At 29.8% G+C, this 14,503-nt stretch carries 21 protein-coding genes; 19 read left to right on the top strand and 2 right to left on the bottom strand.

Annotation, left to right across the window (positions count from 1 at the left end; translation table 11 throughout):
* The first annotated feature begins 27 nt into the window (after positions 1-27).
* The 3 genes from T483_RS0102495 to T483_RS0102485 are packed head-to-tail and all read left to right on the top strand — an operon-like array spanning position 28 to position 1,863.
* Complete coding sequence (locus T483_RS0102495; protein ID WP_026885406.1) at positions 28-210, top strand: hypothetical protein; 183 nt, start codon at positions 28-30, stop codon at positions 208-210.
* A 47-nt stretch (positions 211-257) separates the two neighbouring features.
* Positions 258-1,091 (top strand): helix-turn-helix domain-containing protein, encoded by an 834-nt coding sequence (locus T483_RS0102490; protein WP_026885405.1) that lies wholly within the window; start codon positions 258-260, stop codon positions 1,089-1,091.
* Positions 1,084-1,863: a hypothetical protein gene (locus tag T483_RS0102485; protein ID WP_026885404.1), complete on the top strand. Its 780-nt coding sequence runs from the start codon at positions 1,084-1,086 to the stop codon at positions 1,861-1,863. The genes T483_RS0102490 and T483_RS0102485 overlap by 8 nt, the downstream gene beginning before the upstream one ends.
* Positions 1,864-2,134: 271 nt before the next feature.
* Here the strand turns inward: T483_RS0102485 and T483_RS0102480 are convergent, their stop codons facing one another.
* Both T483_RS0102480 and T483_RS0102475 read right to left on the bottom strand, forming a co-directional pair.
* Positions 2,135-2,458, bottom strand: coding sequence for a hypothetical protein (locus tag T483_RS0102480; RefSeq protein ID WP_026885403.1), 324 nt, complete (start codon positions 2,456-2,458; stop codon positions 2,135-2,137).
* Between the two features lie 22 nt (positions 2,459-2,480).
* Positions 2,481-2,798 (bottom strand): hypothetical protein, encoded by a 318-nt coding sequence (locus T483_RS0102475; RefSeq protein ID WP_026885402.1) that lies wholly within the window; start codon positions 2,796-2,798, stop codon positions 2,481-2,483.
* 203 nt (positions 2,799-3,001) lie between these two features.
* On the opposite strand from T483_RS0102475, the gene T483_RS31460 reads away from it, so the two are divergent.
* From T483_RS31460 to T483_RS0102395, 16 genes are all read left to right on the top strand, one after another.
* Positions 3,002-3,160, top strand: coding sequence for a hypothetical protein (locus T483_RS31460; RefSeq protein WP_196244836.1), 159 nt, complete (start codon positions 3,002-3,004; stop codon positions 3,158-3,160).
* Positions 3,161-3,192: 32 nt separating this feature from the next.
* Positions 3,193-3,585, top strand: a complete 393-nt coding sequence (locus T483_RS0102465) for a hypothetical protein (RefSeq protein ID WP_026885401.1) — start codon at positions 3,193-3,195, stop codon at positions 3,583-3,585.
* A 176-nt stretch (positions 3,586-3,761) separates the two neighbouring features.
* Positions 3,762-4,172, top strand: coding sequence for a hypothetical protein (locus T483_RS0102460; RefSeq protein ID WP_026885400.1), 411 nt, complete (start codon positions 3,762-3,764; stop codon positions 4,170-4,172).
* Positions 4,173-4,536: 364 nt separating this feature from the next.
* Positions 4,537-4,929, top strand: a complete 393-nt coding sequence (locus T483_RS0102455; protein ID WP_026885399.1) for a hypothetical protein — start codon at positions 4,537-4,539, stop codon at positions 4,927-4,929.
* 237 nt (positions 4,930-5,166) lie between these two features.
* A complete protein-coding gene (locus T483_RS0102450) occupies positions 5,167-5,349 on the top strand; it encodes a hypothetical protein (RefSeq protein ID WP_026885398.1) in 183 nt (60 codons plus the stop codon).
* A 15-nt stretch (positions 5,350-5,364) separates the two neighbouring features.
* The gene (locus T483_RS0102445; RefSeq protein WP_026885397.1) at positions 5,365-5,970 is read left to right on the top strand and encodes a tyrosine-type recombinase/integrase; all 606 of its coding nucleotides are present in this window, start codon (positions 5,365-5,367) and stop codon (positions 5,968-5,970) included.
* Between the two features lie 463 nt (positions 5,971-6,433).
* Positions 6,434-7,132, top strand: coding sequence for a hypothetical protein (locus T483_RS0102440; RefSeq protein WP_026885396.1), 699 nt, complete (start codon positions 6,434-6,436; stop codon positions 7,130-7,132).
* Positions 7,133-7,286: 154 nt separating this feature from the next.
* A complete protein-coding gene (locus tag T483_RS30870; protein WP_026885395.1) occupies positions 7,287-7,592 on the top strand; it encodes an HNH endonuclease in 306 nt (101 codons plus the stop codon).
* A gap of 99 nt (positions 7,593-7,691) precedes the next feature.
* On the top strand, positions 7,692-8,060 hold the full coding sequence (locus tag T483_RS0102430; protein ID WP_026885394.1) for a hypothetical protein: 369 nt from the start codon (positions 7,692-7,694) through the stop codon (positions 8,058-8,060).
* The gene (locus T483_RS0102425; protein ID WP_026885393.1) at positions 8,060-9,724 is read left to right on the top strand and encodes a terminase large subunit; all 1,665 of its coding nucleotides are present in this window, start codon (positions 8,060-8,062) and stop codon (positions 9,722-9,724) included. Before T483_RS0102430 ends, T483_RS0102425 begins: the two co-directional genes overlap by 1 nt.
* Positions 9,725-9,741: 17 nt before the next feature.
* Positions 9,742-10,950, top strand: coding sequence for a phage portal protein (locus T483_RS0102420; RefSeq protein ID WP_026885392.1), 1,209 nt, complete (start codon positions 9,742-9,744; stop codon positions 10,948-10,950).
* Positions 10,916-11,509 (top strand): HK97 family phage prohead protease, encoded by a 594-nt coding sequence (locus tag T483_RS0102415; RefSeq protein WP_026885391.1) that lies wholly within the window; start codon positions 10,916-10,918, stop codon positions 11,507-11,509. The genes T483_RS0102420 and T483_RS0102415 overlap by 35 nt, the downstream gene beginning before the upstream one ends.
* 18 nt (positions 11,510-11,527) lie before the next feature.
* Positions 11,528-12,730, top strand: coding sequence for a phage major capsid protein (locus tag T483_RS0102410; RefSeq protein ID WP_026885390.1), 1,203 nt, complete (start codon positions 11,528-11,530; stop codon positions 12,728-12,730).
* 129 nt (positions 12,731-12,859) lie between these two features.
* Entirely contained in the window at positions 12,860-13,750 is an 891-nt protein-coding gene (locus T483_RS0102405) for a hypothetical protein (protein WP_155268446.1), read from the top strand.
* Between the two features lie 129 nt (positions 13,751-13,879).
* Positions 13,880-14,164 carry a head-tail connector protein gene (locus T483_RS0102400; RefSeq protein ID WP_026885388.1) on the top strand — a complete coding sequence of 95 codons (285 nt, stop codon included), beginning with the start codon at positions 13,880-13,882 and terminating at the stop codon, positions 14,162-14,164.
* Complete coding sequence (locus T483_RS0102395; protein WP_011968254.1) at positions 14,161-14,499, top strand: phage head closure protein; 339 nt, start codon at positions 14,161-14,163, stop codon at positions 14,497-14,499. The genes T483_RS0102400 and T483_RS0102395 overlap by 4 nt, the downstream gene beginning before the upstream one ends.
* The last annotated feature ends 4 nt before the right edge of the window (positions 14,500-14,503 follow it).

The following is a 14,503-nucleotide window of genomic DNA, read 5'->3' as shown; positions in this document are numbered from 1 at the left end:
TTATAAATTGAAATGGAGGAAAAGTAAATGGTTTTAGAATTCTTAAATGATTTAAAATCAAAAGTCAGCAAAAAAGATTTTAATATTATTTTTGCTATGACAAGAGAAGACATAAGGTTTAATAGGAAAAGTTTTAATAAAAAGACTACACCTGAAGAATTTATTGAAATATTTAAAAGGTGCTGTGTTGCTTTAAGTAGATGCAGCTGAGTTTTTTAGTTAATAGAAATTATAAATAATGAAAGTGAGGCGAGACTGTGGAAAGAGATTTTAAAGGCATATGGATACCAAAAGAAATTTGGCTGAATACTCATTTAACTATGAATGAAAAATTATTTTTAGTTGAAATAGATAGCTTAGATAATGAAAAAGGATGTTTTGCGTCTAATGACTATTTTGCTGAGTTTTTTGGCTTATCTAAAAACAGGTGTAGTGAAATAATAAAATCCTTAGAGAAAAAAGGATTTTTAAGTGTTTCTTATAAATACAAAGCTGGTACAAAAGCAATAGAAATTAGAATAATTAAGCTACTCGAAATATCGATAGGGGGTACTCGGAATATCGACTGCGGTGTTCGAAATATCGATAGAGGTACTCGAGATATCGACAGAGGGTATTCGGAAAACTGTGAAGATAATAATACAATACTTAATAATACAATTAATAATATAAATACTATATCTAAAGATATAGTTAGTAGCACTAAAGTGCAACCCATAATAGATAAGTGGAATGAACTTGGACTTCAAAAGCTCATATCCATAAATAAAGGCACTAACAGATATAAATTACTTCAAGCAAGGCTTAAAGAATATGGACAAGATAAAATGCTTCAAGCCATAGAAAACATAAAATGCAGCAGTTTCTTAAAAGGTCAAAATAATAAGAACTGGACAGTAACCTTTGATTGGTTAGTAAAGCCAAATAATTTTATTAAGATCTTAGAAGGTAATTATGTAGATAAAGAAAATCCAGTTAAGATATCTAAGAATAAAGAGGTGCAGGCACTCAGATTTAATAATTTCGAGCCAAGAAACTATGACTATGACAACTTAGAAAAGAAGCTCCTTGGGTGGGATAACGATGATTAAAAATAAAATGGATGAAGTTTTAGATGGTCAAATAAGTATATTTGATTTAGTGCTTAATGAAGTTAAAGAGCCCAAAAAAGAGAATGCACCAGTAGTCAAAAGTCATAAAGATAAATTTGCAGAAATTATTAATCTATATAAACCCAATGCAGCAAGAATGGTTAAAAGAATATATGGAGCATTGCTTGTGGAGCTTGAAGAAAAGACACTGTACTTTAACAGTGATGGAGTAAAAGAACTGGAGTTAAAAAAAGATATAGACCTGCTTCCAGCTGATGAAATTCTATTTGTAAATCAAGATAGAAAGTTAAATGATATGCAGCTTAAAAAACTTAAGGACATGCACGTTACAGAATACATTAAACGTAAAGGTGATGCTAATATAATAATTCAAAAGCAGGATAAGACAATTGTTATAAATCCTAAAGGATGGATCTTAGAATACTTACAAAAACCAAAATATCATGAAGATGAATTATATAGAATTGAGATTCCTAAAGAAAAAATAGACTTGCATATCTTAAGCGCAGAAACAGATATTGATGAGAAGGAAAGCTATATTAAACCATCAACCTTTGCTCATAATGTTATAGATTTTGAGGAAAATGATCTGGTAGAAATAGAGTATAAAGGCACAAGACATATAGGCAAGGTAGTAAGTATTTACAACAACGGTGAAACCTTGAATGTTAAATGGGATGGCAAGCAGACAGCTTTTTATTATAAAGCAGTAAAGAAGCTTAAAGAAATAAATATGAAAAATGCTATTTAATTAATTGGTGGGAATATGAAGGAAGCCCCTAAAAAGGGGCTTAAAAATCACAAGGTAAAAGCAAAAAAATGACTATGAATGAAAGCGTAAGTAAAGGAGCAATAAAGTAATAGCGAAGAGACTACATTTAATTATATGAAGACTAACTTCAAATAATTCTAAATTTTGATAAATAATTTTTTACATTAAAAAGCCCCAATTAATGGGGCAAAAAAAATATTATAAATAATAGTCTATTGAGATCATTATATTTTATGCAATTTGAAAATATCTATTCTGTTATTGTTACAGTACCAGGGCCTAATATTACAATTTTATCAACATATTTAAAGGGACCAATATTATATTTTGTTGAGTTTTCTAATAAACGGTGTGATTCCATTACCTGCTGATCGCCATCTATTCTCATCATAAAAATAGTTCCAGCAGAGGTATTTTGAATATTGTATTTGGTATTTTCCATTAAATTTAAAGCCTTTATATTATAAATACCTTCATGTAATTGTATATTTAGTGTATCAGCTTTAACGGTTAAATTATTCATGCTAAAGGATAAAAGTAAAAGAGAAGAAAGTATAAGGAATATTTTTTTCATTTGATAAGCCACCTTTCAGAATTTAAGAAAAAGTTAAAAGAATATCATTATATATTATAAATCTATAGTCATTCTTAAGAGACGTAATAGGAATTTGAGCGGCGCTAGCTGGTATTCTTACAAGTTGTTGTATTTTTCTATCAGGATCAAGAATTATTAATAAGCCCTCAACATGGGGGTGATGGTTTTGGACTTTGTAAGTAACATCTTCACCTAAATTCAAATCTTTCATGTCATAAAAGCCTTGTGAGTACATTTTTGGCTGAGCCACGGCAGTTACTGCATTGAAAGTAAATAATAAAAGTAAGGATATAGAAAGAATATATATAAATTTTTTCATTCGATTAGCCTTCTTTCTTATGTGCTAGAGAATACATTGAATGACTAAAATTATTATGTGGAAATATGACAGAAATATTCATTAATGCATTGCGGGACTGGAAGGGGCATTAGTAGGGATTACAATGTTAATGTTAAGGTTCTGCAAAAGATAAATAAGAAGAGAGTTAATTAAAGCTCTCTTCCTAAAAAGGAGCTATAAGGATGGGAATTATTAAAGATATAGTTGATATAGTGGTTCCAAGAGTACAAAAGAGAATGGAGGAGGAAGGATTAGATATTAAAGAAGCTTTGAATAAGGAACTTAGGGAAATGGGATATATTCAGAAGGATGATAAAGTGGGGAAGAAGTTTAGAGAGTAAATCGTAGTATGTATGGTGGAGGGATTTTAAGGATGAATAGACCAAAGGACTTACCTAACCGATTAGAATGTGCGTATTGTAAGCGAAGTTATAGAAATGGTGGAGAATGCCATGGGAAGGATATAAATAGAAATGAAACTGGATGTTTATTCTTCAGTATGGATTCAAGAGGATGCATAAGAACACAAGATTTAATACTTCCTTTTAATTTGTATATGGATATTCCGCCATTAAATATGTGGGATGATAGTTGGACAGTATGTGGAAATGATACAGAAGTAAGAATAAATAAAATATATGCTTTAAGTTGGGATAAGCAAAAAGGGTTATTAAAAGTAAAAGCAAATGTTGATTACTATATTAATGAGTTCAGCGAAGAATATATAAACAGTAAAAATAAATCTATTTTAAAAGTTATTAAATAATGCACAAATTGTAGATATGACATAGTAAATTATAAAAATGTTCTTTGAAAACTGAATAATGTGGTGTTTTATGATTATTTTAACAGATAGGCAGTAATTACCTAAAAAACATGTGTTTAATCAGAAAAGCTTTAGCAAATACTAACCTAGAATAAATAATAAAGGAGGAATCATATATGCCAACAGTAACTCTTGATTTTCAAAAAATGTTACAAACTCTAAATGATTTGTTAAAGATGGGTCCTTCAGATGAAGGTACAGAAGGTAGTCTAAATGACTTTAAATCAGGTGTGAAGAAAAATTATCTTACATATCCAGAAGCATCTGAAGTAGTTTATGTTGAAGAAGGGATTGGTACGATTCGTTATCCATACAGTTGTAGGATTAGAACCGAGGTTTACGATTTAGGTGTAAAAACCAGTAATAAAGATGAAACCTGTCGAGGAACTATAACTGCGGATTTTGAGTTTACTATCAGAGGAAAAGTTCTGATAACTAATATTAGAGCTGAAGGTGATAGACCAGGTCGAGCAGCTAATTCTATTGTAGAAAGAATAAAGTCGTTAAATGGAAAAGAGATTGGATAACATAATATATATTTTACTTTTATTATAATAAAAGTAAAATAAGTTAGGATACCGCATTATTCACAATATGAATTTGCGGTATTTTTTATGTTATAAATAATTCGCAATATTAATATTAAATTCGAAATATGCTTCAATTAAGGGGAATACAATGGATTTTATAAATAATAATATAATAAACAACCAAGTATATTATTATTTGAAAAAAAGTATTCAAGTAATTTAATTTATAACACTAATATTAAAAAATAAAAGGTGTTCGTAATGAACACCTATCTCAATTAGAGAACGAATCATGGAAAGAAGATTCTCTAATCAATCTATCTAAATTATAACATATTTTATAAAGGATAGGTGGAAAAATATGAGCGAGAGAGTAAAAAAGGAATTAGCATTATATAGACTAAGAGAAATTGAAATCGATGATATGAAGTTGAAAGTTGAAGAATTAAAAATTGGCGAGCAACTTGGAGCAATGAATTATGAGGAAAAAGTTCAAAGCTCTATGAAATGCAAAAATAATGATTATGTTATGAATGAAATAGAAACTTTGGAAAAGAAAATAAGATTTAATGAAATTGCTAATAAGAGAATTGATAATGCATTAAAAAGATTGGATATAGATGAAGTAGTAGTTATACAAAAAGTATTTGTAGAAAAGAAAAGTATAACACGAGCATCACAAGAGTTATTTAAATCAAGAAAAAGCATTAAAAACTCCATAGATAGGGCGTTTCAAAAGTTGAAATTAGCTTAAGAGGGTATCGGTAGGGGTAGCAGGAAAGGTACCATAAAGGTAGCAGTTAGGGTAGCAAGAAAGGTATCACGAAGGTATCAGGAAAAGTACCTATGCAGTACCAAAAAAATATTATATACTGTATGTGGTTAAAGGAATAACCTCTTGTAATTTTTAGATGACATTTTAGATTTTTAAAGCACTTATTTTTAGGTGCTTTTTTATTATGCAATTTTTCATAGGTAAGGAGGTTGAATCATGAGAAAGAAGGTTGAGTTAAATATTAGATTTATGGGGAATAAAGTTTTATGTGCTAAATCACCTACAAATTGCAAAGGCTGTGTTCATAAAAGTAATTGTGAAGAATTAGAATTATTTTATTATCCCTATAATAAAAAAGAAATAGAAGAATGCTTTAAAAATGATGAAAGGATCAGGTGAGGTGGGTGAAATAGTATGGGAAGGAAAAGACCTGCTAAGCCAATTACAAATACAGAAAGGGTTCTTGATATTCAGGATTATTTAAAGTATAAAAATGAACGTGATTATGTTTTATTCGTAGTTGGTATAACTACTGGATATAGAGCAGGTGATTTAGTAAAATTGAAAGCCAGAGACATAAGGGAAGCTCTTAGGAGAAGTGAGTTTACTATTTTTGAAGGTAAGAAAAAGAATTCAAAAAATATTAGAGAAAAAAACAGAAAGCCTAGAACAGTTGAAGTAATACCTAAAGTCACAAAGCTCCTTAAAGAATATACTAGAGATAAAAAGGATTATGAGTATATATTTCAATCTAGGAAAGGTATTAATAAACCAATTGGAGTACAAGCCGTTAGTAATATCTTAAAAGAAGCAGGAGAGTATTTTGGTTTATATGATATTTCAGCTCATAGCATGAGAAAAACTTACGCCTATAAGATCTATGTTGAAAGTGGTAAGGATATTGTAGCAGTGCAAAAGTTATTAGGCCATAGAACTACTCAGGAAACAGAATTATACATAGGATTAGATAAAGAAAAATATCATCAATATTCAAAGTCATTAAGTGATTTTGTGAGGTGATATTTTTTATTTTTGCATATGAATGTTTGATTTTCGAAGGCATTAACATTCGAGGTTAAAAAATAAAGGTATATAGAAGAAGAGAACTTTTAAAATGAATGTGTGATTCTCCTATATAATTAAACATTCAAATTGAAAAACACGAACGTTTAAATTGAATTTATTCTTGTCATTAGTAAGTTCTTTATTTAAATATTGAAGAGTAGGTAAATAGCAAATTAATCGGATATGTTATTAAAGATTAATTAATAGATTAAATTAGGAATAAAAAGAAACTGTTGGTTAATAATTTGATAGTTCAATTAAATATCTTAATAATGAATTTTTTAGGATAATAATTAACTACTATGAAATGTAGATTTGTGTATATATTAATATATATCGTATACGTAATGTTCATAATATGTTATTATAAATTCAATAAATAACTAATTAATAATAATATTACTTATGGGGGACAAAAATGGAATTTATAGTAGGAATTGCTGTAACATGCGCAATAATTGTAATAGCACTATTTTTAGTTGTAGGATATTTTGTGCGTCAACGTATAATAGGAGAAGTAGAATCAGGAAAAGAGAATATGCCTAGATATGGAACTGGTGTTGTAATATTCATGATTTTATCGGTATTAATACTCTTTGGATTTGTTATGACATATTATATGAATCCTAATAATAATGATATTTCTCAGAGTGGGCTCTCATTCTCAGTATATTCAGTTTTGATTGGAATGCTTATTCAAATAATTTATATATTAATAACTAAAATAGTAAACAAAATATTTAAAAGAACTGTTTTATATGGTTTAAGTCCAGAAGAAATTAAATGGACATTCATATTAATATGCCTTGCATTATCATTTTTATGTTATAAGTTTAATATTCTATTATTGTCATATACTTTTTGGGTTATGATATTAGGAAAAGTAGTATGGCTAGATTTTAATTGTGATAAATTTAAAGAAGAAGTGAAATCATTTAAGAAATTAAAAGCATCCTATTGGTATGTAATTATATTGGTTGGCGTATATATATTTGCATTTTGGAGATATAACACTATTGTTGAGATTATTTCTGCTGAAGTTGGTATTTTTATTGGTTACTTTGGAGGAATAATTTTACAACATTTAATATATAATAGAAAAAATAATAACATATAAAGAAATATTTAGTATTATAACTTGATATACAGTTATTAAAAAGTCTTGTTAATGATGGAATTATGATATTTTTTATGGAAGTAATATCGAATTTAGCACTTACTATTGTAAGTGCTTTTATTATGCACTTAATTTGATAAGGAGATATAAACGAATGGCTAAAATTTTTGCTAAAAGATTTTATAACAGCAAGGAATGGAAGAAATGCAAAGCATCATATATAAAATCAGTAAATGGATTGTGTGAAAGATGCGAGAGACCAGGTTACATTGTCCATCATAAGAAAGGCTTAACACCTAACAATATAAATAATCCTAACATAACTCTTAATCATAATAACTTAGAGTATCTATGTTTGGATTGTCATAATGCCGAGCATGACTTTAATAGAGAAAAGAGAAGTGCAACTAAGAAAGGTTACAAGTTTAATGACAAAGGAGAATTGATTCCAAGTACATAGCCCCCCCATAAAAACTTGCAGGGAGTGGCTTTGGGAGACCGTATAGGGGACAACAATTTTCCTCCGAACGAAATTTTGAAAATAGGAGGGGGTATATTTTTGAGCATTTCCGAACAATTGGAAAGAGATAAAAAAATAAAGCAGGAGATAAATAAAATTAAAAAGATATTTAAGGATTTTCCAAAAGATAAAACTAAGGTCCTTGAAGGTTTAATTAATGAAGCTGCATTTATGAAAGTATTACTTGAAGATACGAGAGCAGATCTTATTAAAAAAGGATTGACTGAATTATTTGAACAGGGAGAACAATCTTTTAACAGGGAAAGACCAGAGGTTAAAATTTATACGACTTTCATGCAACGATATTCAGGAGTAATGAAACAATTAATTGACTTGCTGCCAATTGAAGTAAAAAAACAAGAAGCAGATGCACTTATGGAATTTATTAAAAAAGGTAAATTAAAATAATGAATTATATAGAAGAATACTATAGCAAAATTGAATCAGGTGAAATTTTTGCATGTAAAAGAATTAAGCAAGTGTATGAAATGCTGGTTGATAAATTACATAATCCAGAAAAATATTATCCTTGGATATTTGATGAAGAATTAGGAAATAGACCTATTGAGTTTATAGAAACTTTTTGTAAGCAAGCTCAAGGTGAGCTTGGTGGAGCTTTGAAGTTAGAATTATTTCAGAAAGCAAAACATCAAGCAGTTTTTGGATTCGTTCATAAAGATACTAGATTTAGACAATATCAAGAGGTACTTGATATTAGAGGTCGGAAGAACGGAAAAACTACAGAGCTTGCAGCGGATGAAACTTATATGCTGGTTGGTGATGGAGAAGGATCTCCAGAATGCTATATTATAGCTACTAAATTGGATCAATCAAAAAAGGGATTTAATGAATGCTATAAAATGATTCAACAGTCGCCAGATTTAAATAAACATCTTAAGAAAAGAAAATCCGATATATATTGTCCTTTTAATTATGGAAGCATTCAAGCATTAGCAAGTAATTCTAATGGTCTTGATGGCTTAAATGCGCATATGGTTACTATTGATGAATTAGCAGCCATAAAGAACAGAGACATATATGATTTAATGAAGCAGTCAATGAGTAGTAGAAGACAGCCACTTTTAGATTGTATAACTACTAATGGTTTTATTAGAGGCTCAATATTTGATTCTCAATATGATTATGCATGTGGTGTACTTGATGGAAAGATAAAGGATGATAGATTTATAGCATTTATATATGAGCTTGATGATAAGGAAGAATGGGACAAAGAAGAAATGTGGATTAAAGCTAATCCAGGATTAGGTCCAATTAAAAAGGTTGAATTTTTAAGGGATTGTGTAAATAAAGCCAAATCAGATCCAGCCTTTAAAGCTACTGTAATGGTTAAAGATTTTAACATGAAGGAAAACTCAGCATCAGCATGGTTGCGTTGGGATGAGCTTAACAATGAAGCTATTTTTAGTCTTAAAGAAATGGGATTCAGATATGGAATTGGATGCTTTGACTTAGCAGAAACAACAGATTTAGCATCAGCTAAAGTTTTATGTATGAGACGCGATGATCCTAAGATTTATGTTATTCAAATGTACTTTGTACCAGAAGAAAAATTAAATCAAGAAGAAACTAATAAAGAGGATGATAATGTTCCATATAAGTTATGGGAGCAGCAAGGGTTAATAAGAGTTTGTCCAGGTAATAAAGTAAATAAGTATGACATGCTTGAATGGTTTAAGGAAGTAAGGGACCTTTATGATATTTATATACCTTGGATTGGCTACGATCCTTGGCATGTGGATGATAGTTTGCTTCAAGCATATGAAGATGAATTTGGAAAAGATGCAATGATTTCAGTTAGGCAAGGAGCTTATACATTAAGCTTTCCAATGAAGGAATTAAAAGCAGATTTAATTGCTGATAGAATTATTTATAATAATAATCCAATAGATAAATGGTGTTTATCTAATATGGAAATTAAAACTGATATAAATAACAATATTCAGCCAATAAAAGGTACTGATAATAGAAAGCGTATTGATGGAGGCGTTTCTCTTATTATTGGATATGTAGTACTTTTGGATAAAATGAGTGAATATGAAAATATGGTTTAAAAGAGAGGTGAAAATATTTGGGCCTATTTCAAAATATCTTTGGAAATAAAAGCTCTCCACAGCCTACTACGAGATTTGAAATGATTACTGATTCAGGAAATGGGTTTTATGCCTGGGATGGAAATTTATATAAAAGTGATTTAGTTAGATCAGCAATAAGGCCAAAGGCACAGGCTATAGGGAAACTGAATCCTAAACATATACTAGATTTTAATGGTAACTTTAAAATTAATCCGCAGCCATATATTAGGTTTATTCTTGAGGAACCTAATCCATATATGACTATGCAAATGATGTTAGAAAAGGTAACAACTCAGTTGATGCTTAACCACAATGCTTTTATTTATATTAAGCGTGATGAACTTGGATATGCAACTGAATTGTATCCAATTCCAGCAACGTCTGTGGAATTAATAGAAGGGAAAGAAGGAGATCTGTTCTTAAGATATACATTTATGACAGGTAAGAGAATGACAGTCCCTTATTCAGATATAATTCATTTAAGAAGAGATTTTAATGAAAGTGACTTTTTTGGCGATACACCACAAGAGACATTAAAGAATCTTATGGAAGTAGTAAATACTACTGATCAAGGAATGGTAAAGGCTATAAAAAATTCTATGGTTATTAAGTGGATTATGAAATTTAAATCTACTTTAAGGCCAGAAGATAGAGATATAGAAGTAAGTAAATTTGTTGATACATTCTTAAGCATTAATAAAGGAAAAGGTGTAGCAGCAACAGATCCAAGATATGATTTAGAGCAAATAAAGAATGAAAGCTATGTACCTAATGCAGCTCAAATGGATAGAGCAGTATTGAGGATATATAGCTTTTTTAATACCAATGAAAATATAATTCAAAGCAAATATACAGAAGATGAATGGAATGCTTATTATGAAGCTGAAATAGAACCTTTATCAAAGCAACTAAGTGGAGAGTTTACGAGGCGTCTATTTAGTAAAAAAGAAAGAGGATTTGGCAATTATATAATCTTTGAAGCTAATAGTCTGCAATATGCATCCATGGCAACGAAGCTTAATTTAGTACAAATGGTGGACAGAAGTGCAATGACTCCTAATGAATGGAGAGATGTTATGAATCTTGGACCAATTGAAGGTGGAGATAAACCTTTAAGAAGGTTAGATACAACAACAGTTGGTGATGACTTGGGAGGAGGTGAAGATATAGATGAAGGAGAAGGAAGTAAGGCAACTGACGACTGAAAAGATAGAAATTAGATCAGTTTCAGAAGGGCAAAAAAAGACTATTGGAGGCTATGCAGTAAAGTATAATTCACCAACATTAATGAGAGATAGATGGGGAGATGAATTTCTTGAAGAAATAGCTTCAGGAGCTTTTGATAAATCACTTCAAAATAGAAATCAAAAAGCATTATGGAATCATGATACTTCAAAGCCACTAGGAAGTGTTTCAGCAGGAACACTAAGATTTAATTCGGATATGAGTGGATTAAATTATGATATTGATTTGCCTAATAATACTTATGGAAATGATGCATATGAAAGCGTACAGCGTGGAGATGTTGATGGTTCATCCTTTGGATTCAGATGTAATGATGATGTATGGTCAAAGGTTCAGTATGAAGGTAAAGAAATATATAAGAGAAGCATTGTGGAAGCAGATTTATTTGAAGTAAGTCCATGTACATTCCCTGCGTATGACAGCAGTGATATGTGTTGTAGGAGTTTAGAAACATTTAAGGAAAGCTTAAATCAAAAAGAAGATCTAAGAAAAAAGTTAGTTATTGAAACTTTATTATAAAGAAGGAAGTGTTTATAAATGAAAACATTAAAAGAAATAGCATCAAGAAAAGCAGAATTAAGAACAATGTTAGAAGATCCTAAAGCTGATTTAGTAGCAATAGAAAAGGAATTAAGAGAATTAAATGAAGTTCAAAGCCAAATCGAAACAAGGGAAAGATTAATTAAGGAAGCAGGACAAATAAATGCAGGTAAAGCTGGAGAAAAGAGAGAAACTTTTATTCCAGGAGTTAAAAGAGAAGAAGTTGAAGAAAGAGAAGATAAATATTCTACTCTTGAATATAGAAAAGCATTTATGAATTATGCAAGAACTGGAGTTATATCAGAGGAATTAAGAGCAGATTCAACAACTATGACTACTGATATAGGAGCTGTTATTCCAACTACTATAATGAATGAGGTTGTTCAGAAGTTAAAATCTTATGGCCAAATTTATAGCAGAATTAGAAAAACTGCATTTAAAGGTGGAGTTAAAATTCCTACTGCGAGTGTTAAGCCAAAAGCAACTTGGAAATCAGAGGGCGCTTTATCAGAGAAGCAAAAGAAAGAAATAAAAACATACATTGAGTTTAGTTACTATAAGCTACAATGCAGAGTTGCCACAAGTTTAGAAGCTGATACAGTATCATTACCAGTATTTGAAGCAACTATAGCATCAGATATGGCAGAAGCAATAGTTGTAGCAATAGAAATCTCAGTTATTAAAGGGGATGGAGTTGGAGAGCCTAAAGGAATCTTAGCACATACAACAGAAATACCTGAAGCTCAACAAATAACAATCTCATCAACTGATATTGGTAAGTGGGATAAATGGAAAAAGAACATTTTTGCTAAAATCCCACTTGCATATGAAGGTAATGGAATTTGGATTATGACAAAAGCAACTTTTGAAGGATATATTGATGGAATGGTTGATAACAATGGACAACCTATAGCAAGAACTAACTATGGAATAACAGGATCACCAGTAAGAAGATTTGGAGGATATGATGTGCTATGTGTTGAAGCTGATTATTTGCCAAACTATGAAAATGCAGATGCAGATGCCGTTTTTGCTTTATTCGTAGATTTAAATGAGTATATATTTAACTCTAATTTACAAATGACAATGAAAAGATATTTTGATGAAAACACAGATGAATGGATAGATAAGGCTACTTTAATTGGTGATGGAAAGTTAAGAGATGCAAATGGAGTTCTTTTAATTAAGAAGGGGGCTTAAAAGAATAAGGGGATTTTTTATTAAAGTTTTAATTATTAGAACAGATAATGTGCAGAATATGTGTATAAAAATGGAATGGAGAACTTATTATGTGCATAAAGGAAAATTATTGAATGACGATAATTAAATATGGTTATATATGAAGGAGTTGTTAGGGGAGTGAAAGTAGATAATTTCAATATGCACATATCTAATAATATTTTATTAGGTTCAACAAACGCTAAAGCAAAAGGCATTAAAGCAGGAAATACAAGTTTAGGATCGAATGATAAAAAAAATAATCATATTACATCTATGATTGAGCAAAAACAGCAAATGGAAAAAAGATTGGATGAGATGAAAGATAATCAGAGGAAACATATTTTGGATTTGGAAAATCAAATTTCAGGTATTCAAAGTCAAATTTCCGATGTAAAAAAACAAATTACGGATATAAGTGTTCAAATCCAAGGTGTGGATGGAGAAATTTATGGTACAAATAATAAAATTGATAATTTAACAAATAAAATTGAAGATTCACAAAGTAACGATGAAAATTCAACTAATTCAGAAGAAAATACAGTTACAGAATCTAAAGGGGATTTGAAAAAAGGTGATAAAGTTACATCAACTAAAGAAGCGTTTTGTGATGACGATAAAGTAACATCTATAGATGGAGACGTAGAGGATGAAAAAGCTAAATCTATCAATAAGAAATCTAAAGAAGATTCATTAGAAGGTAGCAAGGCTGCATCTTCTAATGTAGATCCAGAGTTATCTAAAGCTTTAGAGGATCTTAAAAAAACTAAATCTTCGTTAGAAGCTACTAAATCTTCTTTAGAGAATACTAGAGATTCATTAAATTCCATTTTAAAAATGTTATGTGGGAATTTAGATATGTATAAAGCACGACTTGAAGAGTACAGAAAAACAAGTGAAGAAGAAATTGAAGATTATAAAAAGGAAATTGAAGAAAAAAATAAAAAAAATGGGGAGTTAAAAACTGACACTGATGGTCAAATTGTAGATTTATATGCCTAATATTATTAAATGCTCAATTAAAATAAAAAATATTTAACATAATTAAAAGAACCAGTATATAATATGCTGGTTTTTTGTGTTTAAATTTCAGAATTATAAGATAGAAATCAATTATAAGGGGGAGAGTGTATGATATTAGATAAAATCAAGTTAGCATTAAGAATAGATGATGACGATCTAGATGAAGAAATACAAGATTCCATTGATGCAGCTAAGGCAGATTTAAAGTTAAGTGGAATATTAGAAAGTAAGATAGTTGAAACTGATCCTTTAATAATTAGAGCTATTAAAACTTTTTGTAAATGTGAATTTAGCACAGATGATAAAGAAGCCGAAAGGTATAGAGATTCTTATGAAATGATAAGAGCTCACTTATCTTTATCTAATGAACATACAACAGAGGACACGCTATGAGTATAGAGGCTTTAAATAAAAGAATAGAAGTCTGGGGAAATGTAGAATTTGAAAATGAACTTGAGGAAAAAGATTTTAGACCAGGTAAAGTTAAGGATAAGCCTATATGGGCATCAATCATACCACAAACAGGTTCATTGCAAAAACAACAAGCTAATACAATGTTATCCAATGTAACACATAAAATTAAGGTTAGATATAGTGCGGGTAAGGATATTACCCAAGACATGTGGCTAATACATCAAGGGCGTAGGTTTGATATTAAATATATATTAGATCCTTATTTTGCTCACCAGTTTCTTGAAATATTCTGTGAAGAAATCATAGGAGGATAGATAT

This window comes from Clostridium beijerinckii HUN142 (assembly GCF_000621745.1).
GTDB lineage: Bacteria > Bacillota > Clostridia > Clostridiales > Clostridiaceae > Clostridium > Clostridium beijerinckii_A.
The sequence above is the reverse complement of the archived record's forward strand: the minus strand, read 5'-3'. Positions and strand labels throughout refer to the sequence as shown.